This is a genomic window from Mycolicibacterium xanthum (genome assembly GCF_019710635.1).
Lineage (GTDB): Bacteria > Actinomycetota > Actinomycetes > Mycobacteriales > Mycobacteriaceae > Mycobacterium > Mycobacterium xanthum.
Window position 1 is genome coordinate 136,800 of record NZ_JAIFZS010000015.1, and the last position, 25,850, is coordinate 162,649.

Genomic DNA, 25,850 nt, shown 5'->3' on the forward strand with positions numbered 1-25,850 from the left:
CCCCCAGGGAGCAGTCTGATCGTGACCGCCGAGCAGCCCGAACAGGTTGAGAACGAGCCGCGCGAAGAATGCGGTGTATTCGGGGTCTGGGCGCCCGGCGAGGAGGTGGCCAAGCTCACCTATTACGGCCTGTATGCCCTGCAACACAGGGGACAGGAGGCGGCGGGTATCGCCGTCGCCGACGGTTCACAGGTGCTGGTGTTCAAGGATCTGGGGCTGGTGAGCCAGGTCTTCGACGAACAGACCCTGGCCGCGATGCAGGGCCACGTCGCCGTCGGGCACTGCCGCTACTCCACCACCGGATCGACGACCTGGGAGAACGCCCAGCCGGTGTTCCGGAACACCGCCGCGGGCACCGGGGTGGCGCTGGGCCACAACGGAAACCTGGTCAACACCACCGAGTTGGCGGCCCGTGCCCGCGACGAAGGGCTGATGGACAACCGGGGTGCGGCGGCGGCCACCACGGATTCGGACATCCTCGGCGCTCTGCTGGCGCACGGCGCCGCGGACTCGTCGCTCGAACAGGCCGCCCTTGAGCTGCTGCCCACCGTGCGCGGCGCGTTCTGCCTGACCTTCATGGACGAGAACACCCTCTACGCCGCGCGCGATCCGTACGGTGTGCGTCCGCTGTCGCTGGGCCGGCTGGACCGCGGCTGGGTGGTGGCCTCGGAGACCGCGGCGCTCGACATCGTCGGCGCCTCGTTCGTGCGCGACATCGAGCCGGGTGAGCTGCTGGCCATCGACGCCGACGGCGTGCGCTCGACCCGTTTCGCCCCGCCGTCGCCCAAGGGCTGCGTCTTCGAGTACGTGTATCTGGCCCGCCCCGACAGCACGCTGGTGGGTCGCTCGGTGCACGCCACCCGGGTCGACATCGGCCGGCGGCTGGCCAGGGAGAAGCCGGTGGACGCCGACCTGGTGATCGGTGTGCCGGAATCAGGCACACCGGCGGCGGTGGGCTACGCACAGGAGTCCGGTATCCCGTACGGCCAGGGATTGATGAAGAACGCCTACGTCGGCCGCACGTTCATCCAGCCCTCGCAGACGATCCGCCAGCTCGGTATCCGGCTGAAGCTCAATCCGCTGCGCGAGGTGATCCGCGGAAAGCGGCTGATCGTCGTCGACGACTCGATCGTGCGCGGCAACACCCAGCGGGCGCTGATCCGGATGCTGCGGGAGGCCGGCGCGGTCGAGGTGCACGTGCGCATCGCCTCGCCGCCGGTGAAATGGCCGTGCTTCTACGGGATCGACTTCGCCACCCCCGCCGAGCTGATCGCCAACGCGGGCAACGTCGATTCCGACGGGGACGAGATGCTCGAGGCGGTCCGCCACGCGATCGGCGCAGACACCCTCGGCTACATCTCGCAGCAGGGCATGATCGCGGCCACCGAGCAGCCCGCGTCACGCCTGTGCTCGGCATGCTTCGACGGGGTGTACCCGATCGAGCTGCCCGGTGAGACCGCCCTGGGCAAGAACGTCATCGAGCACATGCTGGCCACCGCGGCGCGTACCGGGGTGCCGCTGCAGCCGGACAACGACAACGCGTCGGCACTGCGCCGGCCCTAGCGGCGCGATCCGGCACTGCGCCGGCCCTAGCCCGATTCGGTCGGGCTGAACCGCAGCAGGTGGCGCCGCCCGTCGGCGCCCGCGCCCTCCTGATGCAGGGCCTGACGGACGGCGTCGAGGTAGCCGGTCAACCCGCCCTCCGGGGCGGGGATCACCGCGTCGATGTCGTGTTCGTGGCACACCGCGTCGCATTCCAGCGACTCGACGAGCGGCCGGGCCAGGCCCGACGGGATCGGCGTCACCAGGCCCACCCACCAGCTCGCGATCGTCGGGGTCAGGAACGGCAGCACCACCATGAGCCGCCTGCGCAGCCCGGCGACGTCGGCGTAGGCCTGCATCGCATCGCCGTACTCCATCACATCCGGGCCGCCGATATCCCACGTCCGGGACCGGGGGAACGGCCGGGTGGCGGCCTCGGCGAGGTAATGCAGAACGTCGCCGATCGCGATCGGCTGGATCCTGTTGTGCACCCACTTCGGCGTGGTCATCACCGGCAGCCGGTCGGTGAGGTGGCGCACCATCTCGAAAGACGCCGAGCCCGAACCGATCACGATGCCGGCCTGCAACACCACGGTCGGCACCGGCGAGTCCATCAGGATCTGCCCGACCTCGACCCGGGAGGCCAGGTGTCGGGACAGCCCGGTGCCCGGAGGATGCAGGCCGCTCAGATAGACCAGCCTGCGGACCCCCGCGCGTTCGGCGGCCGCGGCCACGTTGCGTGCCGAGCGGGCCTCCTCGGCGACGAAGTCGCGGGTCGTGCCCATCGAGTGCACGAGGTAGTAGACGACCTCCATGCCGTCGAACGCGGCGCGCAGCGTGTCCGGCTCGGTCAGGTCACCGCGCACCACCTCGACCCGGTCCCGCCACCCGGCATGGTCCAGCTTGGCCGGGGTCCTCGCCATCGCCCGCACCGGATGGCCACGCTCGAGCAGTTCAGGGATCAACCGGCCTCCGATATAGCCCGTCGCGCCGGTCACCAGGATTCGCTCAGCCGCCACTCGCCTCTCCGATCGTCGACATCCACCAAACTGTTCTTCGTTGCCGACGGCACCCCGGATTGCCGGAAGCACGGCCGAATCGGCCGGACCGGGCGGCCTCGGGCGTCACAATGGCTGCCATGGCGTTTCGCGGCTGGCCGATCGAGGCGGTGGAGTTCTACGAGGGGCTTGAGGCGGACAACTCGAAAGTGTACTGGCAGGACCACAAGACGACCTACGACCAGCAGGTCCGGGCGCCGATGGAGGAACTGCTGGCCGAGCTGGCCGACGACTTCGGCACCGGCAAGGTGTTCCGGCCCTACCGCGATGTGCGGTTCAGCGCCGACAAGACGCCCTACAAGACCAACTGCGCGGCGCAGCTGGGTGACGGCCTCGCGCGAGGCTACGTGTCGTTCTCGGCGGAGGGGCTGTCGGTCGGCAGCGGTCTCTACATGCCCGACGCGGCAGCGTTGAAGCGCTTTCGTGACGCCGTCGCGGCCGAGACGTCCGGCGCGCAGCTGGCCCGGATCGTCGCCGAGCTGCACCGGGGCGGGTACCAGACCATGGCCCACGACGTCCTCAAGACGGCGCCCCGGGGCTTTCCGCCCGACCATCCCCGCATCGAGCTGTTGCGGCACAAGGGTCTGGCGATGATGAAGACCTGGCCGGTGGGTGCCTGGCTGGGGACCCGCAAGGCCAAGGACCGCGTGGTCGCGGCCCTGCGCGCCGGGCAACCACTCAACGAATGGCTGACCCGCCGGGTGGGCTGACCGCGGGCACGTATCGGCGGTGGGCGGCGACCGGTAGCCTAGGTCGCGATGACCGAGCGCGCCGAACAACACGGCATTTCCTATGCATCGGCAGGGGTGGACATCGAAGCCGGTGACCGCGCCGTCGAACTCTTCAAACCGCTGGCCAAGAAGGCCACCCGTCCCGAGGTGCGCGGTGGCCTCGGCGGGTTCGCCGGGATGTTCGCGCTGCGCGGCGGCTACCGCGAACCGCTGCTGGCCTCGTCGACCGACGGTGTGGGCACCAAGCTGGCCGTGGCCCAGGCGATGGACAAGCACGACACCGTCGGCATCGATCTCGTCGCGATGGTCGTCGACGATCTGGTGGTGTGCGGCGCCGAGCCGCTGTTCCTGCAGGACTACATCGCGGTGGGCCGGACCGTGCCCGAACGGGTCGCCGAGATCGTGTCCGGCATCGCCGACGGCTGCGTGCTGGCGGGCTGCGCCCTGCTCGGCGGTGAGACCGCCGAGCACCCCGGCCTGATGGCCCCCGACCACTACGACATCTCCGCGACCGGGGTGGGCGTGGTCGAGGCGGACGACGTCCTGGGCCCCGAGCGGGTCAAGCCCGGCGACGTGATCATCGCCATGGCCTCCACCGGGCTGCACTCCAACGGCTATTCACTGGCCCGGCACGTGCTGCTGGAGATCGACCACATGAACCTGGCCGGACACGTCGAGGAGTTCGGCAGGACGCTGGGTGAGGAGCTGCTCGAGCCCACCCGGATCTACACCAAGGACTGCCTGGCGCTGGCCGCCGAGACGCAGGTGCGCACGTTCTGCCACGTCACCGGTGGCGGGCTGGCGGGGAACCTGGAGCGGGTGATCCCGCACGGGCTGGTGGCCGAACTCGACCGCGGCACGTGGACGCCCGCCCCGGTGTTCGGCATGATCGCCCAGCGCGGCCGTATCGAACAGCCCGAGATGGAGAAGACGTTCAACATGGGCGTCGGCATGGTCGCCGTCGTCGCGGCGGAGGACACCGACCGCGCACTGGCGGTGCTGACCGCCCGTCACCTGAACTGCTGGACCCTCGGAACCGTCATGAAGGGCGGCAAGGAAGGTTCACGAGCAACCCTCGTGGGTCAGCACCCGCGGTTCTGAGGCCGGTGCCGGTCGGGCCCCGATCAGCGGCGCCAGTCGTCCTCGTCCGCCCAGCCTTCGTCGGAGGCGGCGTCGCTGCCGTTGAAGCGGTCGTCGTCCGAACCGCCCGACAGCTCGCGCTGAAGCCGGTCGAAATCGGTCTGCGGTGAGCTGTACTTGAGCTCACGTGCAACCTTGGTCTGCTTTGCCTTTGCCCGGCCGCGGCCCATGGGGGAACCCCCTCGCGCAATAACGGAGCGGCCCGTTCATCAGGCGGCTCCGATCTGAGTGTGCTTATTGTCCTGCCAACACCTTACCGTGCCGATCGCCGCGGCGCTGGCAGGCCCGGGTGCGTCCGCCGGTGTGGCCCTGGTCACCGTGTGCCGCCGCGCAGCCTGTCCACCGCCAGGCGCCCCGCGCCGGTCACGTCCGCGGCCGGCAGCGAGTCCGCGTCGATGGCCGCCGTCGCCTCGACCTCGCCACCGGTGGTCAACGGCGTGTCGGCCGGCAGGCCACGTTTGAGCAACGCCAGCGCGATGACGCCCTCGTCGACGTGGTCGACGACGGTGCCCAACCGCCCGACGGCGCGGCCGCCGGCGAGCACCGGATCGCCGGGCGACGGGCGGTCGACGGACCCGTCCAGATGCAGCAGCACCAGCATGCGGGGTGGTTTACCCAGGTTGTGGACCCGTGCGACGGTCTCCTGGCCGCGGTAGCAGCCCTTGTCCAGGTGCACCGCCCCGATTCCGGGGCCCCCGATCCACCCGACCTCGTGGGGGATCGTGCGTTCGTCGGTGTCGACACCCAGCCGGGGCCGGTGCGCGGCGACCCGGTGGGCCTCATAGGCCCACACCCCGGCCGGTCGCACCCCGGCGCTGATCAGCCGGTCGCGCTGTCCCTCGGCGCGGGCACGGGGGACGACGACGTCGACCTCGAGCCCGGCCACCGGGAGCCGGCGCACGAACCCGCCGCCGGGCAGCGGCACCGCGCTGCCCGCGGCGGGCAGGGCGGTCATGTCGAGGGCGTCGCACACCGCGGCATCGGCGAGCTGCGGGCCGAGCAGCGACAGCACCGCCAGATCCGCGGGCTCGACCACCACGTCGGCCCAGAACACCATCCGTTGCAGATAGGAGAGCAGCGGCTCGCCGCGCCACGGCTCGGTGTCGAGCACCGTGCGGTCGTCGAGCTCGGTCTGCCACCAGTGATCCTCGACGCGGCCCTGTCCGTCGAGGCTGAGGTTCTCGGTGACGGCACCGGTGGGCAGCTCGCTGACGTGCTGGGTGGAGATGCTGTGCAGCCACGATCTGCGCTCGCTTCCGGTGAGCGTCAGCACGGCCCGATGCGAGCGGTCGACGACCACCGCGGCCGCCGCGGCGGAGCGCTGTTCGCCGAGCGGATCGCCGTAGTGCCAGACGGCGCCTGCGTCGGGTCCGGGGTCGGGGGCGGGAACGGCGGGCATGGTTCAACTCTACGATCCGCGTTCCGGGGCCGCGGCTACGCTGATGCCCCATGGCCGAGCGAACCGGTGCCCCGGCGGGCGTAGTCGTCACGCTGGACGGGCAGGTGCACGATCCGCACGCACCGCTGCTGCACGCCGACGACCTGGCCGCGGTGCGCGGCGACGGCGTCTTCGAGTCGCTGTTGATCCGCCACGGTCGGCCCTGCCTGCTGGAATCCCATCTGGCCCGGCTCGCGCATTCGGCGCGGATGGTCGACCTGCCGGCCCCGGACCCGGCGCGCTGGCGCTCCGCGGTGGGCCTCGCCGTCGATCGGTGGCTGGCCGACGGAGGTGACGAGGGCGTACTGCGGCTGGTGTACAGCCGGGGCCGGGAGAGCTCGCCGGGCCCGGGCACCGCCTACGCCACCATCGGCCGGCTGCCCGCCCGGGTGGCCGACGTCCGGCGGCACGGGCTGGCCGCGCTGACGCTGGACCGCGGGCTGCCGTCGGAGGGCGTCGACGCGATGCCCTGGCTGCTGGCGGGGGCGAAGACGCTGTCCTATGCGGTGAACATGGCGGCCCTGCGGCACGCCGAACGGCGCGGCGCCGGCGACGTCGTCTTCGTCAGCACCGACGGCCGGATCCTGGAGGGGCCGCGTTCCACCGTCGTCATCGCCACCACGTCCCCCGACACGGGCTCCACCTGCCTGCTGACACCGCCGCCGTGGTACCCGATCCTGCGGGGCACCACTCAGCAGGCACTGTTCGAGGTGGCCCGCAACAAGGGCTACGACTGTGACTATCAGGCCCTGACCCGTGAGGATCTCGTTGCCGCCGAAGGGGTTTGGCTGGTCTCGAGCATCACGCTGGCGGCCCGGGTGCACACCCTCGACGGGGCGGCGCTGCGGCCCGCGGCGCTGGCCGACGAGTTCGCCGAGTTGGTCGACGCGGCGATCCTGGCCGATCGCTGAGAGGCTAAATCGCTTGTCGCCCTGCGAGAGCGCGAGTACGGTCGCGGGTACACAGGGAAGGAGGTGGTCCGGCAAATTGAGTGACTTGTGGACATGTGAGGTGGCTGCGAGCTAGCAGCGCCGGGGATGCGCATGACGCACACTCGTGCGCGCTGGCGAATTCCCCGCAGTCACCCGGCCCCCGAGCCCCTGTGTCTTGTCCGACCAGGAACCACGGCTCGGGGGCCGATCCATGTCGGAGCCCGGTCTGCTGAACCTGCCGAGTCCGTGGGTGTCTGCGATGATGCCCGCTATGCACCGGGCTTCCGTCGTCGCAGGGACGGCCGTGGCCACCGTCGTCGCGGTGGCGGTCACCGCGTGCGCCGCGCCGGCACCCGAGACGGTGCCGAGCGTGGATCCGAGCAAGTGCACCAAGGAGTCGCTGGGCACCCTGTATTCCGGCATCCTCACCTTCGGTGCCGATCAGCCGGTCTACCCGCCCTGGTACATGGGCGACGACCCGGCCAACGGCGAGGGTTTCGAGTCGGCGCTGGCGTACGCCGTCGCCGGCAAGCTGAGCTACGCGCCCGATGATGTGCGCTGGGTGCGGGTGACGTTCAACGCCGCGCTGACCCCCGGGGCCAAACCGTTCGACGCGAACCTGTCCCAGTTCTCGATCACCGACCAGCGCAGGGCCGCCGTGGACTTCTCCTCGCCGTACTTCGATGTGACGCAGGCGGTGCTGACCGTGCGGACATCGCCGGCCGCCGCGGTGCACACCCTTGCCGGGCTGGGCGCCGTCCGGCTCGGTGCTCAGGTCGGCACGACCAGCTACACCGCCGCCTCGTCGGTGGCCGGCGCCGGCGGGATGGAGGTGTACAACACCAACGTCGACGCCAAGATGGCGTTGGTCGAGGGTCGGATCGACGCCCTGGTCGCCGACCTGCCCACGGCGTTCGCGGTGGCCAACGAACTGCCCGACGGGGTCATCGTGGGGCAGTTCCCCACCGTCGGCGACGGCGTCGAGCAGCTCGGCATCGTGCTGGACCACGGCAGCCCGCTGACCCGGTGCGTGTCCTGGGCGGTGGACACGCTGCGCGATGACGGAACCCTGGACCGGCTGAAGAAGCGCTGGCTCGCCGATGCCGGGCGGGCGCCGGTGCTGAGTTAACCGGCGCTGGGCCCGGGGGCCAGCGACGAGCAGGCCGCCATCGCCTCATGCCACGTGGCCTCATCGACACCCGGAGGTGGCCCGGGTGTCGGAGCCGGACCGGTGGACACCCCGTGCTCGTTGAGGCAGAAGGCCAGCGACCCGTGGCCCGCACTCGGCACCGCCGACGTCGGCGGCATCTCCTCGGCGGGTCCGGAGCACGCCACCGCGGCACCGGCGACGAGCAGCGTCGCGAACAGTCCCGGCCGGCGCATTATCCGACGAACCTCGACAGCCGGGCCGACAGGTGCGGGACCAGCCCCCCGTCGGCGTCCACCCGCTCCTCGACGTAGGCCAGGTCGCCGCCCTCGACGATGCCGTAGAGCCGCTTGGCGCCGCCGACGAGCATGCCGGACTTGCTTCGGGCCAGCGCATCGGTCACCAACTCCCACGACGACTGGCTCAGCGGACGGCCGTAGAACAACTCGATGTAGCCCGCCGAGTGGGCCAGCAGCAGCTCGATCGCCTGGGATTCGGCGGGATCACCCGGGTCGGCGACGAACCGCCAGAACCCGGTCTCGCGCAGGTTGGGTTTGTCGTACCCGCCGGCTTCGTTGAGCCGCCAGGACCTCGACTCCCAGTTCAGGTAGTCGCTGCCGTCGTGGGACACCACGATCTGCTGGCCGAATCGGTAGTCGCCGTGGGAGCCGCGGCCCTCGCCCTCGCCACGCCACACGCCGACCAGCGGGAGCAGCGCCAGCAGCGCATCGTGCAGGTTGGCGCCTTCGCGCAGGTTGGCGGTGTCGGCGGGCAGCGGAAGGTCACCGAACACCGGGATGTTGCGTCCGGCGGTTTCCCTGGCCCGCTCGGCTGCTGCGGCGACCGCCTCGTCGCCGGAGGTCATTGTGCTCCTCGCGTGCGCGGCGTCATTGTGCTCCTCGCGTGCGCGGGATCACCTTTCGCTCCTCGCGTGCGCGGGTCACGATTCGTCGGTGACGAGGCGGTACAGCGCGTACAGCGCGAACCAGGTGATCACCACGACGGCCGCGACCAGCAGAATCTCGAAGAACAGCACCACGGCAGGAAGTCTAGCCGCCGGGCGCCGCCGAGGTTCAGCTGACCTTGTACTCGTAGTCGGGGCAGAAGGCCCCGGTGGCCGCCCCGATGAAGTAGCCGGCCTGGTAGTCCGTCCAGTTGGTGACGCCGGTCAGATCGGCGACCTCCTGCTCGAAGGTGGCCCCGTTGTCCCAGTCCTGACAGACCGCGTAGCCGGTCTCGATGACCTGGGCGGTCTTGTCCGACGGCCAGGTGATGCCGGCGCCGGAGATCACCGTGAGGAAATCGCCCTCGGGGTCCGCGATAGCCGCGGGAGCACTCACCAGAGCCATTGTGGCAAACGCCGCCACTGCGCCACACGCGATCGTGATCTTCATCGTCGGTCCTCGGGATAACCGCGGCCAGCCGCGGGTCGGATGGTGAGTTCCCGTGCTGCGCAGCGCGGGAACTCACCATATCGTCGCCGACAACAGCTAATCCTGCAGCGTTTTCACAGCAAGATCAGCCCAACGTCCACTTACGGACGCGTTAATTCCCGCCGAACCCGATTGCGGGGTCAGGCGACCTTGACGTCGACCTCGTGGATTCCGGCTCCGGTCGGGGCCACCACGGCGTCGCCGTTGCCGACCTTCGACAGGGCGCGCAGCGTCCAGGTGCCGGGCGCGGCGAAGAACCGGAAGTCGCCGGTGGCCGACGCGACCACCTCGGCGGTGAACTCGTCGGAGCCGTCCAGCAGGCGCACGAACGCGCCACCGACGGCCTGACCCGACCCGTCGACGACGCGGCCGGTGATCACCGTCTCCTTCTCCAGGTCGACGTTCGCGGGCAACCTCAGGCCTTGCTTCGGTGCAGAGCACATATCAACTTCCCAACTCGATAGGGGCACCCACCAGGGAGCCGTATTCCGTCCAACTGCCGTCGTAGTTCTTGACGTTCTGGTGGCCCAGCAGTTCCTGCAGCACGAACCACGTGTGTGACGAGCGCTCGCCGATCCGGCAGTACGCGATCGTCTCCTTCTCGCCGTCCAGGCCGGCCTCGGCGTACAGCTTGGCCAGGTCCTCGTCGGACTTGAAGGTGCCGTCCTCGTTGGCGGCCTTGCTCCACGGAACGTTGATGGCACCCGGCACATGTCCGGGGCGCTGGCTCTGCTCCTGCGGCAGGTGCGCGGGGGCCAGGATCTTGCCGGAGAATTCGTCGGGGGAGCGCACGTCGACCAGGTTCTTGACGCCGATCGCGGCGATCACCTCGTCGCGGAACGCGCGGATGCCGGTGTCGGGTTCTTGGGCGGTGTAGCTGGTCTGGGGCCGCTCGACCTTGTCGGTCGACAGCGGGCGCGCGTCGAGTTCCCACTTCTTGCGGCCGCCGTCGAGCAGCTTCACGTCCCGGTGGCCGTACAGCTTGAAGTACCAGTAGGCGTAGGCGGCGAACCAGTTGTTGTTGCCGCCGTAGAGGACGACGGTGTCGTCGTTGGCGATGCCGCGCTCGGACAGCAGCTTGGAGAACTGTTGGGCGTCGACGAAGTCGCGCTTGACCTGATCCTGCAGATCGGTCTTCCAGTCCAGCTTGACCGCGCCCGGGATGTGGCCGGTGTCGTAGGCGCTGGTGTCTTCGTCGACCTCGACGAAGACGGTGTTCGGCGCGTCGAGATTGCGCTCTGCCCAGTCGGCTGTGACCAGGACGTCGGGGCGTGCCATGGGTGGATCCTTTCGATTGCCGGGGTGCTGCGGGAGGGTCAGGAGGTGGTGCTGAAGCGGGTGGACAACGGGTGGAGCCGACAGCCCGGGCAGATGCCGAAAGCGGCGTTGAGAAGCGCCGCGACGAATGCCGGCACGACGGTGGTGACCCACGCGGCGAAACGCGGCGCGCGCACGTCGACCCGGGCGCCGGGCCGGACGGTGCTGGACATACTCGACATGACTGTGCTCCTGCTGTTCAAGGAATTGCTGGCTGAACACGGCGAACCCCGACAAGGGTCGCTCGCAGAGTGCTACGCGACGAGAACGGCGCGGCTACTCAGCAGCTGCAACAACAACAGAAACAACCCGCAACGCGGCACAGATCGACTGCGCGGCGCTTGGTGAGCACAAGCTCGAGGCGGGCGGACACGGCAGACAGCCTACCCAATGACGGGGTGATCAAGCCAACAGCGGTTCCACGGCCGCCCGCAGCTCAGCGGCGCTGGGTACGCCGGACACCCGGAGGCGCTGCCTGCCGTCGGCGTCGAAGACGAACGTGGTGGGCAGCGACAGCACCGACAGCCGGCGCGCGGCGTCGGGGTCGGCATCCATGTCGATCTCCACGTGCGCCACCGCGGGCAGCTCGGCGCAGACCTGGTCGACCACCCCGCGCACGCCCGCGCACGGGCCGCACCAGATGGCGGTGAAGTGCAGGATCGTCGGCCCGGTCGTGGACAACCCCAGACCGGTGGTGTCCACCTCGATCGCTTCGGCGGCCTTGAGCAGGCCGGCCCGCAGGGTGACCAGTCTGCCGATCACGTAGGCGAAGCCCAGCGCCGCGATCAGCACCGCGGCGACGACGACCCAGGACGGGCTCATGACAGCCTGAACTCGTCCAGGTCGATGGTCACTCCCTCGGTGATGCCCTCGATGATGATGTCCGAGCCGCGGGCACCCTCGCTGGTCGGTGCGACACCGAACGGCAGCTTCTGGCCCGGCAGGGTCGCGGTGAACGCCGCCAGCACCGCGGGCAGCTTCTCGTCGGGAACGGCCTGGTCTGCGGTCCCCGGGCCGGTCAGCACCCCGGTGGCGGTGAACACCAGCGTGGTCGCCTCCGGTCCGGCGACGGACAGGTCGACCGAGATGCTGACCTTCTTGTCGAAACCCGCCTTGGCCGGCGTCCCGGTGAACACCACCCCGACGTTGCTGGAGATCCCGGATTCGGTCGTGCCGCCGGTGGCGTCGTTGGTCTCCACGGTGGGCGCTTCGACGAGGAGATCGGGGATGTCCAGATAGCGGCCGAGGTGCGTCGAGTCGATGATGATCCGGCTCTCCAGCTTGCCCACCACCAGGGTGGCGTCGGGGGGGATCAGCCAGGAACCGCCCGGGTCGATCGAATGCATGGTGGCCTCCAGCGACACCTTGCCGACGACGGGGTGACCAACGCCACTGGCCTTGATCTCCACCTCGTCGTAGTGGCGGCGCATGGCCTGCGGGATGAACGGGAAGCCCAGGATCGCCACCGACGGATCCCAGCTCAGGTTCGCTGCCGTGCGAACGCTTCTGGCCAGGCGATACTCGGCGTAGATCGCCGAGCCGAAATCGATGCCGACCGCGCCGACGACCAGCGTGACGAGGGTGGCGAGGGCACCGATGACGAGCTTGCGCACCCCGACATTGTGGCCCAAGCGAACCGCGGAACTAGTTCGGAGAGGCTTACCAACAGGTGGCACGCTATCGTTAGGGCACCAAAGGTCGGGTAACGGCCATGTGTCAGGCATGAATCTGGAAGGTCACCGAGCGACATCGACGTCATGGTGAGAACTCCACGGCAGTCGGAGGGCCAGTATGGACTTACTCCTACTGACGGTTGATCCGCATCCGGAATCGGTCCTGCCTTCGTTGTCGCTACTGGCTCACAACGTGCGCACCGCGCCGACCGAAGTGTCGTCGCTGCTGGAGGCCGGAACGGCGGATGTGGCGATCGTCGATGCGCGCACCGATCTGGCCGCGGCGCGCGGCCTGTGCCGGCTGCTCGGAACCACCGGAACATCGGTCCCGGTGGTGGCCGTGGTCAACGAGGGCGGCCTGGTCGCCGTCAACGTCGAGTGGGGCCTCGACGAGATCCTGTTGCCCGGCACCGGCCCGGCCGAGATCGACGCCCGGCTCCGCCTGCTCGTGGGCCGCCGCGGCGGCATGGCCAGCCAGGAGAACGTCGGAAAGATCAGCCTCGGCGAGCTCGTCATCGACGAGGGCACCTACACGGCCCGGCTGCGGGGCCGTCCGCTCGACCTGACCTACAAGGAATTCGAACTGCTGAAGTATCTGGCCCAGCATGCCGGCCGGGTGTTCACCCGGGCTCAGCTCCTCCAGGAGGTGTGGGGCTACGACTTCTTCGGCGGTACCCGCACGGTGGACGTCCACGTGCGACGGCTGCGGGCCAAGCTCGGCACCGAGTACGAGTCGCTCATCGGGACGGTCCGCAACGTCGGATACAAGGCGGTCCGGCCGGCGCGGGGCCGCCCCCCGGCCGGCGGCGCCGATCTCGACGACGACATCGATGACGACCCCTACCAGGACGGGATCGGGGCGCTGAGCCCCGACGGGGTCGGCGAGGCCCTGGACGGTTCGTCCGCCCGAAGCGCTGCCCAGTAAGTGACGTCGTCGATCGGCTGGCGTGCCGGGCTGACGGGCGCCGAACAGCGGTCGGTGCGCGAGCTGATCGCTGCGGCGGCCGACGCCGACGGTGTCGCCCCGGTGGGTGATCAGGTGCTGCGCGAGCTCGCCCACGACCGCACCGGGCACCTGCTCGCCACCGAGGACGACGACGTCTGCGGATACCTCGACCTCGCTCCCGCGGGTGGGGACACCCCGGCGATGGCGGAGCTGGCCGTGCACCCGCAGGCCCGGCGCCGCGGAACCGGCTCGGCGCTGATCCGTGTCGCGCTGCACGCGGCCGGACCGGACACCCGGATCTGGGCGCACGGGAACCTCGAGCCTGCGCGAGCCACCGCGAACGCGCTCGGTCTGGTGGTGGTGCGCGAACTGCTGCAGATGCGGCGCCCGCTGGCCGGCCTGCCCGCCGCCCCGGCGCTGCCCGGGGTGAACTTCACCACCTATTCCGGGGCAGCCGACGACCCCGAACTGCTGCGGGTGAACAACGCGGCGTTCTCGTGGCACCCGGAGCAGGGCGGGTGGACCGACGCCGACATCGCCGAACGCCGGTCCGAGCCGTGGTTCGACCCGGCGGGGCTGTTCCTGGCGCGTGACGAGCAGACCGGCGCGCTGCTCGGTTTCCACTGGACCAAGCGGCATTCCGCAACGCTGGGGGAGGTGTACGTGGTCGGCGTCGATCCGGCCGCGCACCGCCGCGGACTGGGGTCCGCGCTCACGCTGATCGGGCTGCACCATCTGGCCGATCGGCTGTCGGCCGCCGGCCCGGACGCCGAGGTGATGCTGTACGTCGAAGCGGACAACGGCGCGGCGGTGCGGACCTACGAGAAGCTGTCCTTTGCCGTGCATTCCGTCGACGCGGCCTATGCGCAGGTCGACCGCACGCGTTGACGCCGGCGGAGGTCGGGTCGTGACGCCATACCCGCTCACAGCCTCTGGTCACCCCCGGTTCATCTGGTTGTTCACCCTGCGTTCACCTGGCATGGGGCTACTGGCCACCCCCAACGCCTAACTTCCCGTTGGTACGGAACCGGCCTTCGGGGCGACATCGCCCGGTGCGGCCTCATACAGACATGAGGAAAGCGAGACAGGTGAAGCGCAACACGATCGGCAAGGCATTGATGACGACTGTGTCGGCGACCGCGATTGCCGGGCTGACGCTCACTGCGTGCGGCAGCGACAACAACGCCGGGACGACGACCGCTACGGGTGGCGACAGTGCGGCATCGGGAGACTGCTCCGGCAAGGAGGCGCTGAAGGGCAGCGGCTCGTCGGCGCAGAAGAACGCCATGACCCGGTTCATCACCGCCTACCAGAACGCGTGCCCCGGGTTCACCGTCAACTACACCTCCAGCGGCTCCGGTGCGGGTGTCTCCGAGTTCACCGGCGGCATCACCGACTTCGGCGGCTCCGATTCGCCGCTGAGCGCGGAGAAGGGCGAGTACGACAAGGCCAAGGAGCGTTGCGGCGGGAACGACGCCTGGAACCTGCCGGTGGTGTTCGGTCCCATCGCGGTGACCTACAACCTGGACGGCATCACCGACCTGGCGCTCGACGGCCCCACCCTGGCCAAGATCTTCAGCGGTGCGGTGACCAAGTGGAACGCGCCGGAGATCGCCGCCCTCAACGAGGGCAAGGAACTGCCGGACCAGGACATCACGGTGCTGTTCCGCAGCGACGAGTCCGGCACCACGGACAACTTCCAGAAGTACCTCGACGCCGCGTCCGACGGGGCCTGGGGCAAGGGCGCCGGCAAGACCTTCGTCGGCGGTGTCGGTGAGGGCGCGCAGGGCAACGAGGGCACCTCGGCGGCGGTGAAGAACACCCCCGGCGCGATCACCTACAACGAGTGGTCCTACGCAAAGAGCCAGGGTCTGTCGATCGCGCGGATCATCACCTCGGCCGGACCCGAGCCGGTGGAGCTGACCGCGGAGACCGTCGGCAAGTCGATCGACGGCGTCAAGGTGAAGGGCGAGGGCAACGACCTGGTGCTCGACACCTCGTCGTTCTACCTGCCCACCGAGGGCGGTTCGTATCCGATCGTGCTGGCGACCTACGAGATCGTCTGCTCGACGTACCCGGAGGCCGACGTGGCCCCGGCGCTGAGCAAGTTCCTGACGGTTGCCATCAACGAGGGGCAGGACGGTCTCGAGGACAACGGGTACGCCCCGATCCCCGAGCGTTTCAAGGAGCGGCTCACCACCGCCATCGACGCGATCTCCTAGCGAGGCCTTGAGGGCTAGGGCATTTCGCGAGGCAAACCGAAGATACGGAAGGTCATGTCACTGAGACCGGATCCGCCGGCGGCGGGTTCGCGGGCAAAGCCTGCGGGCCTGCCGCGGGACGGGGATACTGCACAGGTGTCGGCACAACCACCGAAACGACGAACGGCTCTGAAGACCGGTGAGGGCCGGTTGGACCGGTGGGGCGACAGGATTTTCAGGTCGCTGGCCGTCGCCGCGGGCGGCACCATCATCGCGGCGATCGCCCTGATGGGCCTGTTCCTGCTGGTGCGTGCCTGGCCGTCGCTGCGGGCCAACAACGCCAACTTCATCACGAGTTCGGAGTTCAGCACCAGCGACGCGAGCAACCTCCGGTTCGGTATCGCCGAACTCTTCCAGGTCACCGTGCTCAGTTCGGTGTTCGCGTTGGCCATCGCGGTACCCATCGCGGTCGGTATCGCGGCGTTCCTGACCAACTACGCGCCGCGGCGCTTCGCCAAGCCGTTCGGCATGCTGGTCGACCTGCTCGCCGCGGTTCCGTCGATCGTGTTCGGCCTGTGGGGGATCTTCATCCTGGCCCCGTGGCTCGATCCGATCGCGCGGTTCCTCAACAGCAGCCTGGGATGGTTCTTCCTGTTTGCCGACGGCAACGTGTCGATCGCCGGCGGCGGCACCATCTTCACCGCGGGCATCGTGCTGGCGGTGATGATCCTGCCGATCATCACGTCGGTGACCCGCGAGGTGTTCGCCCTCACGCCGCGCGGCCACGTCGAAGCGGCCCAGGCGTTGGGCGCCACCAAGTGGGAAGTGATCCGGATGACGGTCTTCCCGTACGGCCGCAGCGGGATGATCGCCGGCTCGATGCTCGGGCTGGGCCGCGCGCTCGGTGAGACGGTCGCGGTGTTGATCATCCTGCGCGCGGCCGCAACAGCCGGGCACTGGTCCGTGTTCGACGGCGGCTACACGTTCGCCTCGAAGATCGCCTCGGCGGCAGCGGAATTCAGCGCACCGCTGCCCACCGGCGCCTATATCGCCGCCGGCTTCGTGCTGTTCCTGCTGACGTTCGTGGTGAACGCGTTCGCCCGCGCGGCCGCCGGAGGAAGGGTGAGTGGAGGATGACCGACACGTTGGACGCCGCGGTCAAGGGGCCGACGTTCCACCCGATCAGCACCAGCCGCAAGATCAAGGACAAGCTCGCGACGATCCTGTTCACCGGGGCGTTCCTGGTCGCGCTCGTCCCGCTGGCCTGGGTGCTGGTCACGGTGCTCGGCAAGGGCCTTCGGGCGGTCATCCACCCGACCTGGTGGACCAACTCGCTCTACGGTATTTTGCCCGAGCAGTTTGCCGGCGGGGTGTACCACGCGATCTACGGCACCATCATCCAGTCGCTGATCGCGGCGGCGATCTCGGTCCCGCTGGGCATCATGGTCGGTGTCTACCTGGTCGAGTACGGCCGGGGCGCGCTGGCCAGGACCACCACGTTCATGGTGGACATCCTCGCCGGGGTGCCCTCGATCGTCGCGGCCCTGTTCGTCTTCGCCGCCTGGATCGCGACGATGGGTTTTCAGCAGAGCGCTTTCGCGGTCTCGCTGGCCCTGGTGCTGCTGATGCTGCCGTTGGTGGTGCGCAGCACCGAGGAGATGCTGAAACTGGTACCCGACGAACTCCGTGAGGCGTCTTACGCGCTCGGGGTGCCGAAGTGGAAGACCATCGTCCGGATCGTCATTCCGACGGCCCTGCCCGGAATGATCAGCGGCATCCTGCTGGCGCTGGCCCGGGTGATGGGCGAAACCGCCCCCGTGCTGATCCTGGTGGGCTACAGCACCGCGATCAACATGGACGTCTTCCAGGGCAACATGGCCTCGCTGCCGTTGTTGATCTACACCGAGCTGAAGAATCCCGAGGCCGCCGGAGTCGACCGGGTCTGGGGAGCGGCGCTCACCCTGATCATCATGGTCGCCGTGCTGTACCTGGCAGCGGCACTCGTCAATCGATTCCTGACCCGCAACCGGGTCTAGACTTCACAAGCACTCTAGGAGACACAGTGGCCAAGCGGCTCGATCTCAAGGACCTCAACATCTACTACGGGTCCTTCCACGCAGTGGCTGACGTGGCGATGTCGGTGCTGCCGCACAGTGTGACCGCCTACATCGGCCCCTCGGGCTGCGGCAAGTCGACGGTGTTGCGCACGCTCAACCGGATGCACGAGGTGATCCCCGGTGCGCGTGTGGACGGCTCGGTGCTGCTCGACGGCGAGGACATCTACGGGGCCGGGGTGGACCCGGTGAGCGTGCGCAAGACCATCGGCATGGTGTTCCAGCGCCCTAACCCGTTCCCGACGATGTCCATCAAGGACAACGTGGTGGCCGGGCTGAAACTGCAGGGGGTGCGCAGCAAGAAGGTCCTCGACGAGACCGCCGAGCGGTCCCTGAAGGGCGCCAACCTGTGGAACGAGGTCAAGGACCGGCTCGACAAGCCCGGTGGCGGGCTGTCCGGCGGCCAGCAGCAGCGGCTGTGCATCGCCCGCGCGATCGCGGTCCAGCCCGACGTCCTGCTGATGGACGAGCCGTGCTCGGCGCTCGACCCGATCTCCACGTTGGCGATCGAGGACCTGATCTCCGAGCTGAAGCAGGACTACACGATCGTGATCGTCACGCACAACATGCAGCAGGCGGCGCGGGTCAGCGATCAGACGGCGTTCTTCAACCTCGAGGCCACCGGCAAACCGGGCAAGCTCATCGAGATCGACGACACCGAGAAGATCTTCTCCAACCCCAGCCAGAAGGCCACCGAGGACTACATCTCGGGCCGGTTCGGCTGACCCGGCGCGGGGAGGCGTCAAACCAGAAATCTCCCGGGGACATCCCCGGGGGATTCTTGTTGCGCCAGGGAAACAGCCTCAGCGGGGCGTCGGCAGCTCTTCCTCGTTGGGGTCGCGGCCGGTGACCTGGAAGATCACCCGGCGGGCCACCTCGACGGCGTGGTCGGCGAAACGCTCGTAGAACCGGCCGAGCAGCGTGATGTCGACCGCCGCGGCGACGCCGTGCTTCCACTCGCGGTCCATCAGCACGGTGAACAGGTGGCGGTGCAGGTCGTCCATCGCGTCGTCCTCTTCGCGGATCCGGGCGGCCTTCTCCGGATCGCGGGTGAGCAGGACCTCTTGGGCGCTGTTGCCCAGTTCGACGGCGACGCGGCCCATCTCGGCGAAGTAGCCGTTGACCTCCTCGGGCAGCGCGTGCTGGGGGTGGCGGCGGCGGGCGATCTTGGCCACGTGCAGCGCCAGTGCGCCCATCCGGTCGACGTCGGCGACGATCTGGATCGACGTGACGACCGCGCGCAGATCGCCGGCCACCGGCGCCTGCAGCGCCAGCAGCACGAAGGCGTCCTCCTCGGCCCGGGCGCTCAGCAGCGAGATCTGGTCGTGGTCGGTGATGACCTGCTCGGCAAGCGCGAGGTCGGCCTGCAGCAGCGCCTGGGTGGCGCGCTCCATCGCGACCCCGGCGAGCCCGCACATCTGGGCGAGATGTTGGGTCAGGGCGTCCAACTGCTCGTGGTAAGCGGTACGCATGTCCACAAGCCTACGGGCAAACCCCGCGAAACGGCACGAGCAGGCCGGTGAACGACAGGTGAATGCCGTCTGCCCGGCGGGTGCGCCCAGGGGCGGAATCGGGCGGAACCGCGGCTATTCGCAGGTGGTGTCGGCGGCGTTGGTGACGGTCAGATCCTCAGGCAGCGTCGTCGGCGTGGTCTTGGTGCCACGGATGACGTGGATCTGCACCGAGGACCCACTGGGGGACGGTGCGGACACCGCGTCGAAGTCATTGCCGAGCACCACCTGGACCACGTCGCCCATGCCGGTGACACGCTCGACTGCGGGATCAGCAAACGCCGATGCGACGGTCGCGGCCGCCTCCTCGTTACCCGGCGAGTAGAACACCGTGGTCTGCGACAGCGGGCCCGGGTAGTCGTCGGGGGTGGTGATGTTGAACCCGTGCGCCTGCAGCGCGTCGGCCGCATCGGTGGCCAGGCCGGCTTCACTGGTCGAGTTCGAGACCTGGACCGTGATGTCGCCCGGATCTCCGACGATGGTGTCGACGACCTCGTCGCCGTCCTGGCCGGTGCCCGTGGTGGCGTTGGCCAGGGCCTCGGGGGTGCCCGCGACCGGGGTGTCGTCGGCGTTGCGCTCCTCGGGCAGCGGATCGTCGTCGATGATCGCGTTGAACAGCGCCTTCATGTCGTCGGTGCGGGGTACCTCGTTGCCCCACTCGTCGGCGTAGCCCACCGTCGGGACCGTCACGAACGTGATCCGGCCCGCGGCCACCCCCTGGATGGACTGGCCGAGTTCGACGAGATCCTTGGTGTCCATGTTGTCGACGTAGCTGTCCTCGATGAACATGTTGACCACGTTGTTCAGTTTGGACAGCGAGAAGAACGTGTCCTTGGAGATCAGCGAGCGCATCAGCGACGACAGGAACAGCTGCTGGCGCTTGATCCGGCCGTAGTCGCCGTTGGTCTCGGTGGTGACGTACCGCGCCCGCACATAGTTCAGCGCGGTGTGGCCGTCGACGATCTGGCGGCCGGGTCGGGCCAGCACGGTGCCCAGCATGCTGTCCTCGATCGGTTCGGTGCTGCACACCTCGATCCCACCGAGGGCGTCGACCATCTTGGAGAAGCCGGCGAAGTCGACGGCCATGAACCGGTTGACGTGCAGGCCGGACAGCTTCTGGATCACCTTCACCAGGCATTTCGGGCCGCCGACGGCGAACGCCGAGTTCAGCTTGTATTCGGTGTACACCTCGTCCGGACCGTAGGTGCCGGTCTCCTCGTCGTAGATCGGCCCGTACTCCGTGCTCTGCGGGTCCCACGGCTCACACTTCATCGGCGCGATCTCGAGGTCGCGCGGGAACGACACCGCGACGACACGGTCGCGGTTGGCGGGCACGTTGACCAGCATCACCGTGTCCGAGCGCGAACCGGCCACCGCCTCGGTGTCGCCGGCACCCATGTCGAGGTTCTCGCCGAAACGGCTGTCGACACCGACGATCAGAAAGTTCTCGTCACCGAACTGTGCGTTCGGATCGACGATGTCCCTCGAGTCCGGGTCCAGCGCCGCCACCCGGTTGAGCATGCTGTTCTTGCTGGCCTGCCACTGCCAGGCGCCTCCGGTCAGCGCCAGGGCCAGCACCGCGAGCAGGGCGGCCGCCGCGCGGCCGGCCAGCGCCGCCCGGCGGTGCCGGGGCCGGGGGCGGGGCGCGGCGGGCCGGGGCTGCGGGACCGCCGGCGGCGCGGTGAGGTCGGGCAACTCGGACAGCAGCGCCGCGGCGATCGGCAGCACCGTGGTGTCCAGGTCGTCGGAGACCGGGTAGGGCTCGGCGTCCGGTTCGGGTCCGGCATCCGGTCGGGCATCGGGTCCGGGATCCGGCTGGACATCGGATCGGGCACGATGCCGGGTCGGCGGCGCCGAAGGGGCCTCGGCGGCGATCTTGGCGATCAGGTCGGCGACGGTGACCGGGGCGGTGGGTCCGGCGTCTACCGGCGTGTCGCCGGGTGCCGGGGACTCCGGCCTGGTATGCCAGTCACCGTCGGCACTGCCGTCGGCGGAGTGGGGACGGCCGGGAGTAACGTGATCACCGTCACTCATTTTCTACCGGCCTTCCAGCTCCCACGGACTCCTACGGCAGGGTCGCGCGTCGTTGCGCACCGGCACGCAGAGTGCCGATTGCCTGCTATCTGTCTTAAAGCACTGGTCACAGCCCCGCCACCCGAGCGGGACAGTGTGACCACTTATCGTACTGAGACATCCTGAGAGACGGCTAGGCCAACCCGGGTGTCAGATACGTCTCGATCTCGTCGGGATCAGCCGCCGGAGTGCATCACGTCGGCGCCCACGGGCACCGTGCAGTCGTCCGGGTCGTCGAGCCAGCCCTCGGGCAGGGTGACCGATGCGGGCGATCCCTGCCGGCCCCGCGGGCCGTTGGCGGCCTCCGGGAACGGCACCTCGCCGTCGAGCTCGCCGAGCAGGTCGTCGAGCTGCGAGATCGTCTTGACCAGCGCCAGCGACCGGCGCAGGTCGGCGCCCGCGGGGAACCCGTGCAGGTACCACGCCACGTGCTTGCGGATGTCCCGCATTCCTTTGTCCTCCCCGAAATGGGCAGCAAGGAGAGCGCCGTGTCGACGGATGATCGTCGCGACCTCGCCGAGGGTCGGCGGGGTGGCCGGCGTCGCCCCGCTGAAGGCGGCGGACAGCTCGGCGAACAGCCACGGCCGTCCCAGGCAGCCCCGGCCGATCACGACGCCGTCACAGCCCGTCGCGGCCATCATGGCCAGCGCGTCTCGGGCGTCGAAGATATCGCCGTTACCCAGCACCGGAACATTCGTGACGTGCGCCTTCAGCGCGGCGATCTGCTCCCAGTCGGCGGTGCCGGAGTAGCGCTGCGCGGCGGTGCGCGCATGCAGGGCGACCGCCGCCGCCCCCTCCTCGGCCGCGATGCGCCCGGCGTCCAGGTGGGTGTGGTGGTCGTCGTCGATGCCGATCCGGAACTTCACGGTGACCGGAATACCGGAGTTGGCGGTTGCTCTCACCGCGGCCGCCACGATCTGGCCGAACAGCCGGCGCTTGTAGGGCAGCGCCGCGCCGCCGCCGCGCCGGGTGACCTTGGGTACCGGGCAGCCGAAGTTCATGTCGATGTGATCGGCCATGCCCTCGTCGGCGATCATCTTCGCCGCGGCGTAGGTGTTGGCCGGGTCGACGCTGTAGAGCTGCAGCGACCGCGGCGACTCCTCGGGCGCGAAGGTGGTCATGTGCATCGTGACCGGGTGCCGCTCGACCAGGGCGCGTGCGGTCACCATCTCGCACACGTAGAGGCCGCTGACGGTACCGGCGCGGCTCTGCTCGAGTTCGCGGCACAGCGTGCGGAACGCGACGTTGGTCACCCCGGCCATCGGGGCCAGGACGACGGGGCTGCGCAACGCGATCGGCCCGATCCGCAAGGCGGATCGGGCCGGTTGCGTTGTCTCGGTGGTGACGGTCAACTGCCCGTTGAGGATCCGACCAGCTGGTTCCTGGCGGCCTTCTTCTCGGCGACCTTGGCCTGCCGCTCGAGGCGGCGCTGCTTGGCCACCTCGAACTTGTCGACCGTCTCCTGCAGTTCCTCGACCAGCAGGCCAAGGTCGTCGCGCAGCGCGGCGGACTCGCCGGAGAAGTCCTCCCGCTCGAAGATCCGCCACTTCTTGAGCACCGGCATGACGATGTCGTCGAGGTGGATGCGCGGGTCGTAGATGCCGCCCGAGGCGATGGACACCGCGCGGCGCCGGAAGTCCGGAATGGTGAAGCCGGGCATCCGGAAGTTGCGCAGCACCTTGTGCAACGACTTCATCGCCTGGTCGGGCGCGATCTCGAAGCCGGCCTCGGAGACGTCGCGGTAGAAGATCATGTGCAGGTTCTCGTCCGCCGAGACGCGCTGCAGCAGCTGATCGGCGATGGGCTCCTCGCAGGCCCGGCCGGTGTTGCGGTGCGACACCCGGGTGGCCAGCTCCTGGAACGTCACGTAGATGACCGAATCGAACAGGCTCGCGGCGAACAGGTCGGCCTCGACCTGCTGGTTCTGGCCCGGGCTGAAGCCGCGGGTCATCTGCTCGATGCGCAGCATCTCCAGTTCGACCGGGTCGACGTTGCGGGTGACCACCAGGTAGTCGCGCAGCGCGATGCCGTGCCGGTTCTCCTCGGCGGTCCACCGGTTCACCCAGAAGCCCCACGGCCCGTCCATCGTGAAGTTCATCGCGATCTCGCGGTGGTAGGCGGGCAGGTTGTCCTCGGTGAGCAGGTTGACCATCATCGCCACGCGTGCGACCTCGGACAGCTGCGCCTGGTCGGGGTCCCAGTCCTGGCCGCCGAGGGCGTAGTAGTTCTTGCCGTCGGACCACGGGATGTAGTCGTGCGGGTTCCAGTCCTTGGTCATCCGCATGTGCCGGTTGACGAGGGGCTCGACGGCGGGCTCGAGCTCGGTCAGCAGTTGCAGGTCGGTCAGGTCTTTCGACACGACACCTCCCAGTTATCTGTACCTGATGGTTGCACTCAATATATCTGTGTATCTCGGTGACATTCAAGCCGCCACGCTGTGATGCACACCCAGGTCGTCAAGGCAGGTCGTCAAGGCTTTCCGGTCGCCGCGCGGCTGAGCAGTAGCTCAACACAGTGGTCGATGAACTGCTCCCGGGTGGCCGTCAACCTGCCGTCGAGGTACGCGCTGAACAACGCGGTGAGTGCCCCGATCAGCCCGGTGGCAACCATGGCCTGGGTGGTGGGGTCGGTGATGCGGGTGAGCTTGCGCTGCAGCAGGTCGATGAAGTTCGGCATCCAGCGCAACCCCGAACGCGCCAGCACCGGTTCGCGTTCGGGTGCCAACAGCAGCACGCGGCCGCGGTCGGGATCGTCGACCATCAGCGCGACGAACCGTTCGACCGCGTCGCGCGGACTGGACGCGTTCATCAGCGCCGACATCGCGGTGGCGCACACGTCGTCGTAGACCGCGGCGACGTATTCGTCGCGGTCGCTGAAGCTCTCGTAGAAGTAGCGCTCGGTCAGCCCGGCCGCGCGGCACACGGCGCGGACGGTGAGGCTGGGGCCGCCCGGGCTGCCGAGCAGCCCGATGCCGGCGGCGACCAGCTCGTCGCGGCGAAGGGCCTGGCGGTCCTGCAGCGGAACGCCCGACCACCTGCCTCGTCGTTGACCGGACGGCACACTCCTCCTAAGCTCCCCAGGTGACAACGTGTGTAGTCAAAATTATCCTGGGTAGTCGAGATAACCCGACCGTATCGAAGGGAAGTTCAGCCGGTGACTCAAGATACGTCCGCGGCATGCCCGGTGAACAGCGCGCCGGCCACCGACGCCGCCGGGCCCGCGGCGGGCTGCCCCGTCAGCGGGGGCGGCTACGACGCCCTGCCGCAGCCGTTGGGCCCGGACTCGCTGACGTGGAAGTACTTCGGCCAGTGGACCGGCATGCTGCAGGGGCCGTGGGCCGGCTCGATGCAGAACATGCACCCCCAGTTGGGCGCCGCAGTGCAGCAGCACTCGATCTTCTTCCTCGAGCGGATGCCGAGATTGTTCCGCTCCGTCTACCCGATCGGGGGCGTGGTGTTCGACGGGGACCGGGCGCCCACGACCGGCGCCCAGGTCCGCGACTACCACATCGGCATCAAGGGCGTCGACGACCAGGGCAGGCGCTACAGCGCGTTGAATCCCGACGTCTTCTACTGGGCGCATGCGACGTTCTTCAAGTCCACGATCCTGGCCGCCGAATGGCTCGGCGGGGGCCTCACCCTGGAGCAGCAGCACCAACTGTTCGACGAGCACGTGCAGTGGTACTCGATGTACGGCATGAGCATGCGACCGGTCCCGAAGTCCTGGGAAGATTTCGAAGAGTACTGGGATCACATGTGCCGCAACGTGTTGGAGGACAACTGGGCCACCCGCGCGGTCCTCGACCTGTCCACCATGCCGAAGCATCCGGCACTGCGGTGGATGCCCGACTGGCTGTGGCGGCTGAACCTGGCCGCGATGCAGCGGTTCTTCAACTTCACCACCGTCGGCCTGTTCGACCCGGCGGTCCGCGACCGGCTGGGCTACCCGTGGTCGCCCCGCCAGGAGCGGCTGCACCGGCTGTTCGGGGCGACGATCTACCGGGTGGCCAGGGTGCTGCCCAAGCGGATGCTGATGCACCCCCGCAAGCGGTCGGCGTGCGACCGGGCCAGTGGCCGGCTGCCGGTGGATGCGCCGCTGGTGGAGACCCCCGCGCGCAACCTGCCGCCGGTCGAGTACCGGGATGACCCGCACTTCTACAGCCCGAAGGTCTGAGCGCTACCGCCACACCGCGTGCGACGTCCACGTCGCACCGTCGAAGTAGCGCAACAGGCATCCGTTGCGCGGATCCGGATACCAGCCGGCCTGTACCGGGGGGTAACGGCCGTACGTGCCGCGCGGATCGCCGGCCAGGCTCAGCCGGTGCTCGTAGTCGGCCCGTGCCCGAATTCCCGCGTCACGCACCGTGGCGGCCCTGCGGCGCCGGCTCAGGGCCCACAGGGCGGTGAGTACCGCGGCCACCGCGAGCGGCTCGTACCAGCCGTAGGCCAGCCACCACACCGCGACCACCGCGGCGGCGCCGGCCATGACCGGATGGCGGCGCCACAGCGGGCGTTGAACGTGCTGGTAGAGCATCGTGGTCAAGCATACGGCCGACGGCCGTGAGGTTTGGGCCGGCGGCATTGCGGCTAGCTTG

Annotated in this window: 31 protein-coding genes; 12 read left to right on the forward strand and 19 right to left on the reverse strand. The window is 69.1% G+C overall.

The window, feature by feature from the left end; all coding sequences use genetic code 11:
• Positions 1–21: 21 nt before the first annotated feature.
• Positions 22–1,563 (forward strand): amidophosphoribosyltransferase, encoded by a 1,542-nt coding sequence (gene purF, locus JDV09_RS09375; RefSeq protein WP_221368843.1) that lies wholly within the window; start codon positions 22–24, stop codon positions 1,561–1,563.
• A gap of 26 nt (positions 1,564–1,589) precedes the next feature.
• On the opposite strand, the gene JDV09_RS09380 is transcribed toward purF, so the two are convergent.
• On the reverse strand, positions 1,590–2,561 hold the full coding sequence (locus tag JDV09_RS09380) for an NAD(P)H-binding protein (RefSeq protein WP_221368844.1): 972 nt from the start codon (positions 2,559–2,561) through the stop codon (positions 1,590–1,592).
• A gap of 119 nt (positions 2,562–2,680) precedes the next feature.
• Here JDV09_RS09380 and JDV09_RS09385 point away from each other — a divergent pair, with 119 nt between their 5' ends.
• Complete coding sequence (locus JDV09_RS09385; RefSeq protein ID WP_221368845.1) at positions 2,681–3,310, forward strand: DUF2461 domain-containing protein; 630 nt, start codon at positions 2,681–2,683, stop codon at positions 3,308–3,310.
• 48 nt (positions 3,311–3,358) lie between these two features.
• Positions 3,359–4,432, forward strand: coding sequence for a phosphoribosylformylglycinamidine cyclo-ligase (purM, locus tag JDV09_RS09390; protein WP_221368846.1), 1,074 nt, complete (start codon positions 3,359–3,361; stop codon positions 4,430–4,432).
• A gap of 23 nt (positions 4,433–4,455) precedes the next feature.
• On the opposite strand, the gene JDV09_RS09395 is transcribed toward purM, so the two are convergent.
• Positions 4,456–4,641: a DUF3073 domain-containing protein gene (locus JDV09_RS09395; protein ID WP_221368847.1), complete on the reverse strand. Its 186-nt coding sequence runs from the start codon at positions 4,639–4,641 to the stop codon at positions 4,456–4,458.
• A gap of 143 nt (positions 4,642–4,784) precedes the next feature.
• Positions 4,785–5,870: a CAF17-like 4Fe-4S cluster assembly/insertion protein YgfZ gene (gene ygfZ, locus JDV09_RS09400; protein WP_221368848.1), complete on the reverse strand. Its 1,086-nt coding sequence runs from the start codon at positions 5,868–5,870 to the stop codon at positions 4,785–4,787.
• A 50-nt stretch (positions 5,871–5,920) separates the two neighbouring features.
• On the opposite strand from ygfZ, the gene JDV09_RS09405 reads away from it, so the two are divergent.
• A complete protein-coding gene (locus tag JDV09_RS09405) occupies positions 5,921–6,820 on the forward strand; it encodes an aminodeoxychorismate lyase (RefSeq protein ID WP_221368849.1) in 900 nt (299 codons plus the stop codon).
• Positions 6,821–7,112: 292 nt separating this feature from the next.
• Entirely contained in the window at positions 7,113–7,970 is an 858-nt protein-coding gene (locus JDV09_RS09410; protein ID WP_221368850.1) for an ABC transporter substrate-binding protein, read from the forward strand.
• Here JDV09_RS09410 and JDV09_RS09415 read toward each other — a convergent pair.
• The 9 genes from JDV09_RS09415 to lmeA form a co-directional block, all read right to left on the reverse strand.
• Positions 7,967–8,224: a hypothetical protein gene (locus tag JDV09_RS09415; RefSeq protein ID WP_221368851.1), complete on the reverse strand. Its 258-nt coding sequence runs from the start codon at positions 8,222–8,224 to the stop codon at positions 7,967–7,969. The genes JDV09_RS09410 and JDV09_RS09415 overlap by 4 nt on opposite strands.
• Positions 8,224–8,853, reverse strand: coding sequence for a heme-binding beta-barrel domain-containing protein (locus JDV09_RS09420; protein ID WP_221368852.1), 630 nt, complete (start codon positions 8,851–8,853; stop codon positions 8,224–8,226). Before JDV09_RS09420 ends, JDV09_RS09415 begins: the two co-directional genes overlap by 1 nt.
• 208 nt (positions 8,854–9,061) lie before the next feature.
• On the reverse strand, positions 9,062–9,337 hold the full coding sequence (locus tag JDV09_RS09425; protein ID WP_255605098.1) for a DUF732 domain-containing protein: 276 nt from the start codon (positions 9,335–9,337) through the stop codon (positions 9,062–9,064).
• Between the two features lie 224 nt (positions 9,338–9,561).
• Positions 9,562–9,864 carry a DUF1416 domain-containing protein gene (locus tag JDV09_RS09430; protein WP_221368854.1) on the reverse strand — a complete coding sequence of 101 codons (303 nt, stop codon included), beginning with the start codon at positions 9,862–9,864 and terminating at the stop codon, positions 9,562–9,564.
• A 1-nt stretch (position 9,865) separates the two neighbouring features.
• Positions 9,866–10,699, reverse strand: a complete 834-nt coding sequence (locus JDV09_RS09435; protein WP_221368855.1) for a sulfurtransferase — start codon at positions 10,697–10,699, stop codon at positions 9,866–9,868.
• A 38-nt stretch (positions 10,700–10,737) separates the two neighbouring features.
• On the reverse strand, positions 10,738–10,911 hold the full coding sequence (locus JDV09_RS27440; RefSeq protein ID WP_372452875.1) for a DUF4395 domain-containing protein: 174 nt from the start codon (positions 10,909–10,911) through the stop codon (positions 10,738–10,740).
• Between the two features lie 107 nt (positions 10,912–11,018).
• Complete coding sequence (locus tag JDV09_RS27445; RefSeq protein WP_372452876.1) at positions 11,019–11,111, reverse strand: Ms5788A family Cys-rich leader peptide; 93 nt, start codon at positions 11,109–11,111, stop codon at positions 11,019–11,021.
• Positions 11,112–11,140: 29 nt separating this feature from the next.
• On the reverse strand, positions 11,141–11,560 hold the full coding sequence (locus JDV09_RS09445; RefSeq protein WP_221368857.1) for a thioredoxin family protein: 420 nt from the start codon (positions 11,558–11,560) through the stop codon (positions 11,141–11,143).
• Complete coding sequence (lmeA, locus tag JDV09_RS09450; protein WP_308124064.1) at positions 11,557–12,351, reverse strand: mannan chain length control protein LmeA; 795 nt, start codon at positions 12,349–12,351, stop codon at positions 11,557–11,559. Before lmeA ends, JDV09_RS09445 begins: the two co-directional genes overlap by 4 nt.
• Before the next feature lie 178 nt (positions 12,352–12,529).
• Between lmeA and JDV09_RS09455 the strand changes: the two genes are divergently transcribed.
• Both JDV09_RS09455 and mshD read left to right on the forward strand, forming a co-directional pair.
• Positions 12,530–13,336 (forward strand): winged helix-turn-helix transcriptional regulator, encoded by an 807-nt coding sequence (locus JDV09_RS09455; protein ID WP_221368859.1) that lies wholly within the window; start codon positions 12,530–12,532, stop codon positions 13,334–13,336.
• Positions 13,337–14,245 (forward strand): mycothiol synthase, encoded by a 909-nt coding sequence (mshD, locus tag JDV09_RS09460; protein WP_221368860.1) that lies wholly within the window; start codon positions 13,337–13,339, stop codon positions 14,243–14,245.
• Between the two features lie 172 nt (positions 14,246–14,417).
• Here mshD and JDV09_RS26685 read toward each other — a convergent pair whose 3' ends face one another.
• Positions 14,418–14,645, reverse strand: a complete 228-nt coding sequence (locus tag JDV09_RS26685) for a hypothetical protein (protein ID WP_255605075.1) — start codon at positions 14,643–14,645, stop codon at positions 14,418–14,420.
• Here JDV09_RS26685 and pstS point away from each other — a divergent pair.
• Genes pstS through pstB form a run of 4 tightly spaced genes read left to right on the forward strand, consistent with a single transcriptional unit; the run spans position 14,644 to position 18,397 of the window.
• Positions 14,644–15,579: a phosphate ABC transporter substrate-binding protein PstS gene (gene pstS / locus JDV09_RS09465; protein ID WP_255605076.1), complete on the forward strand. Its 936-nt coding sequence runs from the start codon at positions 14,644–14,646 to the stop codon at positions 15,577–15,579. The genes JDV09_RS26685 and pstS overlap by 2 nt on opposite strands.
• Positions 15,580–15,633: 54 nt before the next feature.
• A complete protein-coding gene (gene pstC, locus JDV09_RS09470; protein ID WP_221368861.1) occupies positions 15,634–16,695 on the forward strand; it encodes a phosphate ABC transporter permease subunit PstC in 1,062 nt (353 codons plus the stop codon).
• On the forward strand, positions 16,692–17,594 hold the full coding sequence (pstA, locus tag JDV09_RS09475) for a phosphate ABC transporter permease PstA (protein WP_221368862.1): 903 nt from the start codon (positions 16,692–16,694) through the stop codon (positions 17,592–17,594). Before pstC ends, pstA begins: the two co-directional genes overlap by 4 nt.
• 26 nt (positions 17,595–17,620) lie before the next feature.
• A complete protein-coding gene (gene pstB, locus JDV09_RS09480) occupies positions 17,621–18,397 on the forward strand; it encodes a phosphate ABC transporter ATP-binding protein PstB (RefSeq protein WP_221368863.1) in 777 nt (258 codons plus the stop codon).
• A gap of 78 nt (positions 18,398–18,475) precedes the next feature.
• Here pstB and phoU read toward each other — a convergent pair whose 3' ends face one another.
• From phoU to JDV09_RS09505, 5 genes are all read right to left on the reverse strand, one after another.
• Positions 18,476–19,144: a phosphate signaling complex protein PhoU gene (gene phoU / locus JDV09_RS09485; RefSeq protein ID WP_221368864.1), complete on the reverse strand. Its 669-nt coding sequence runs from the start codon at positions 19,142–19,144 to the stop codon at positions 18,476–18,478.
• A gap of 114 nt (positions 19,145–19,258) precedes the next feature.
• Positions 19,259–21,217 (reverse strand): LCP family protein, encoded by a 1,959-nt coding sequence (locus JDV09_RS09490; protein ID WP_221368865.1) that lies wholly within the window; start codon positions 21,215–21,217, stop codon positions 19,259–19,261.
• Between the two features lie 215 nt (positions 21,218–21,432).
• Positions 21,433–22,566, reverse strand: a complete 1,134-nt coding sequence (dusB, locus tag JDV09_RS09495) for a tRNA dihydrouridine synthase DusB (RefSeq protein WP_221368892.1) — start codon at positions 22,564–22,566, stop codon at positions 21,433–21,435.
• A gap of 38 nt (positions 22,567–22,604) precedes the next feature.
• Positions 22,605–23,615: an acyl-ACP desaturase gene (locus JDV09_RS09500; RefSeq protein ID WP_221368866.1), complete on the reverse strand. Its 1,011-nt coding sequence runs from the start codon at positions 23,613–23,615 to the stop codon at positions 22,605–22,607.
• Positions 23,616–23,725: 110 nt separating this feature from the next.
• A complete protein-coding gene (locus tag JDV09_RS09505) occupies positions 23,726–24,316 on the reverse strand; it encodes a TetR/AcrR family transcriptional regulator (protein ID WP_221368867.1) in 591 nt (196 codons plus the stop codon).
• Between the two features lie 93 nt (positions 24,317–24,409).
• Between JDV09_RS09505 and JDV09_RS09510 the strand changes: the two genes are divergently transcribed.
• Positions 24,410–25,429, forward strand: coding sequence for an oxygenase MpaB family protein (locus JDV09_RS09510; protein ID WP_221368868.1), 1,020 nt, complete (start codon positions 24,410–24,412; stop codon positions 25,427–25,429).
• Positions 25,430–25,432: 3 nt separating this feature from the next.
• Here JDV09_RS09510 and JDV09_RS09515 read toward each other — a convergent pair whose 3' ends face one another.
• Positions 25,433–25,789 carry a DUF2510 domain-containing protein gene (locus JDV09_RS09515; RefSeq protein ID WP_221368869.1) on the reverse strand — a complete coding sequence of 119 codons (357 nt, stop codon included), beginning with the start codon at positions 25,787–25,789 and terminating at the stop codon, positions 25,433–25,435.
• Positions 25,790–25,850 lie beyond the last annotated feature (61 nt).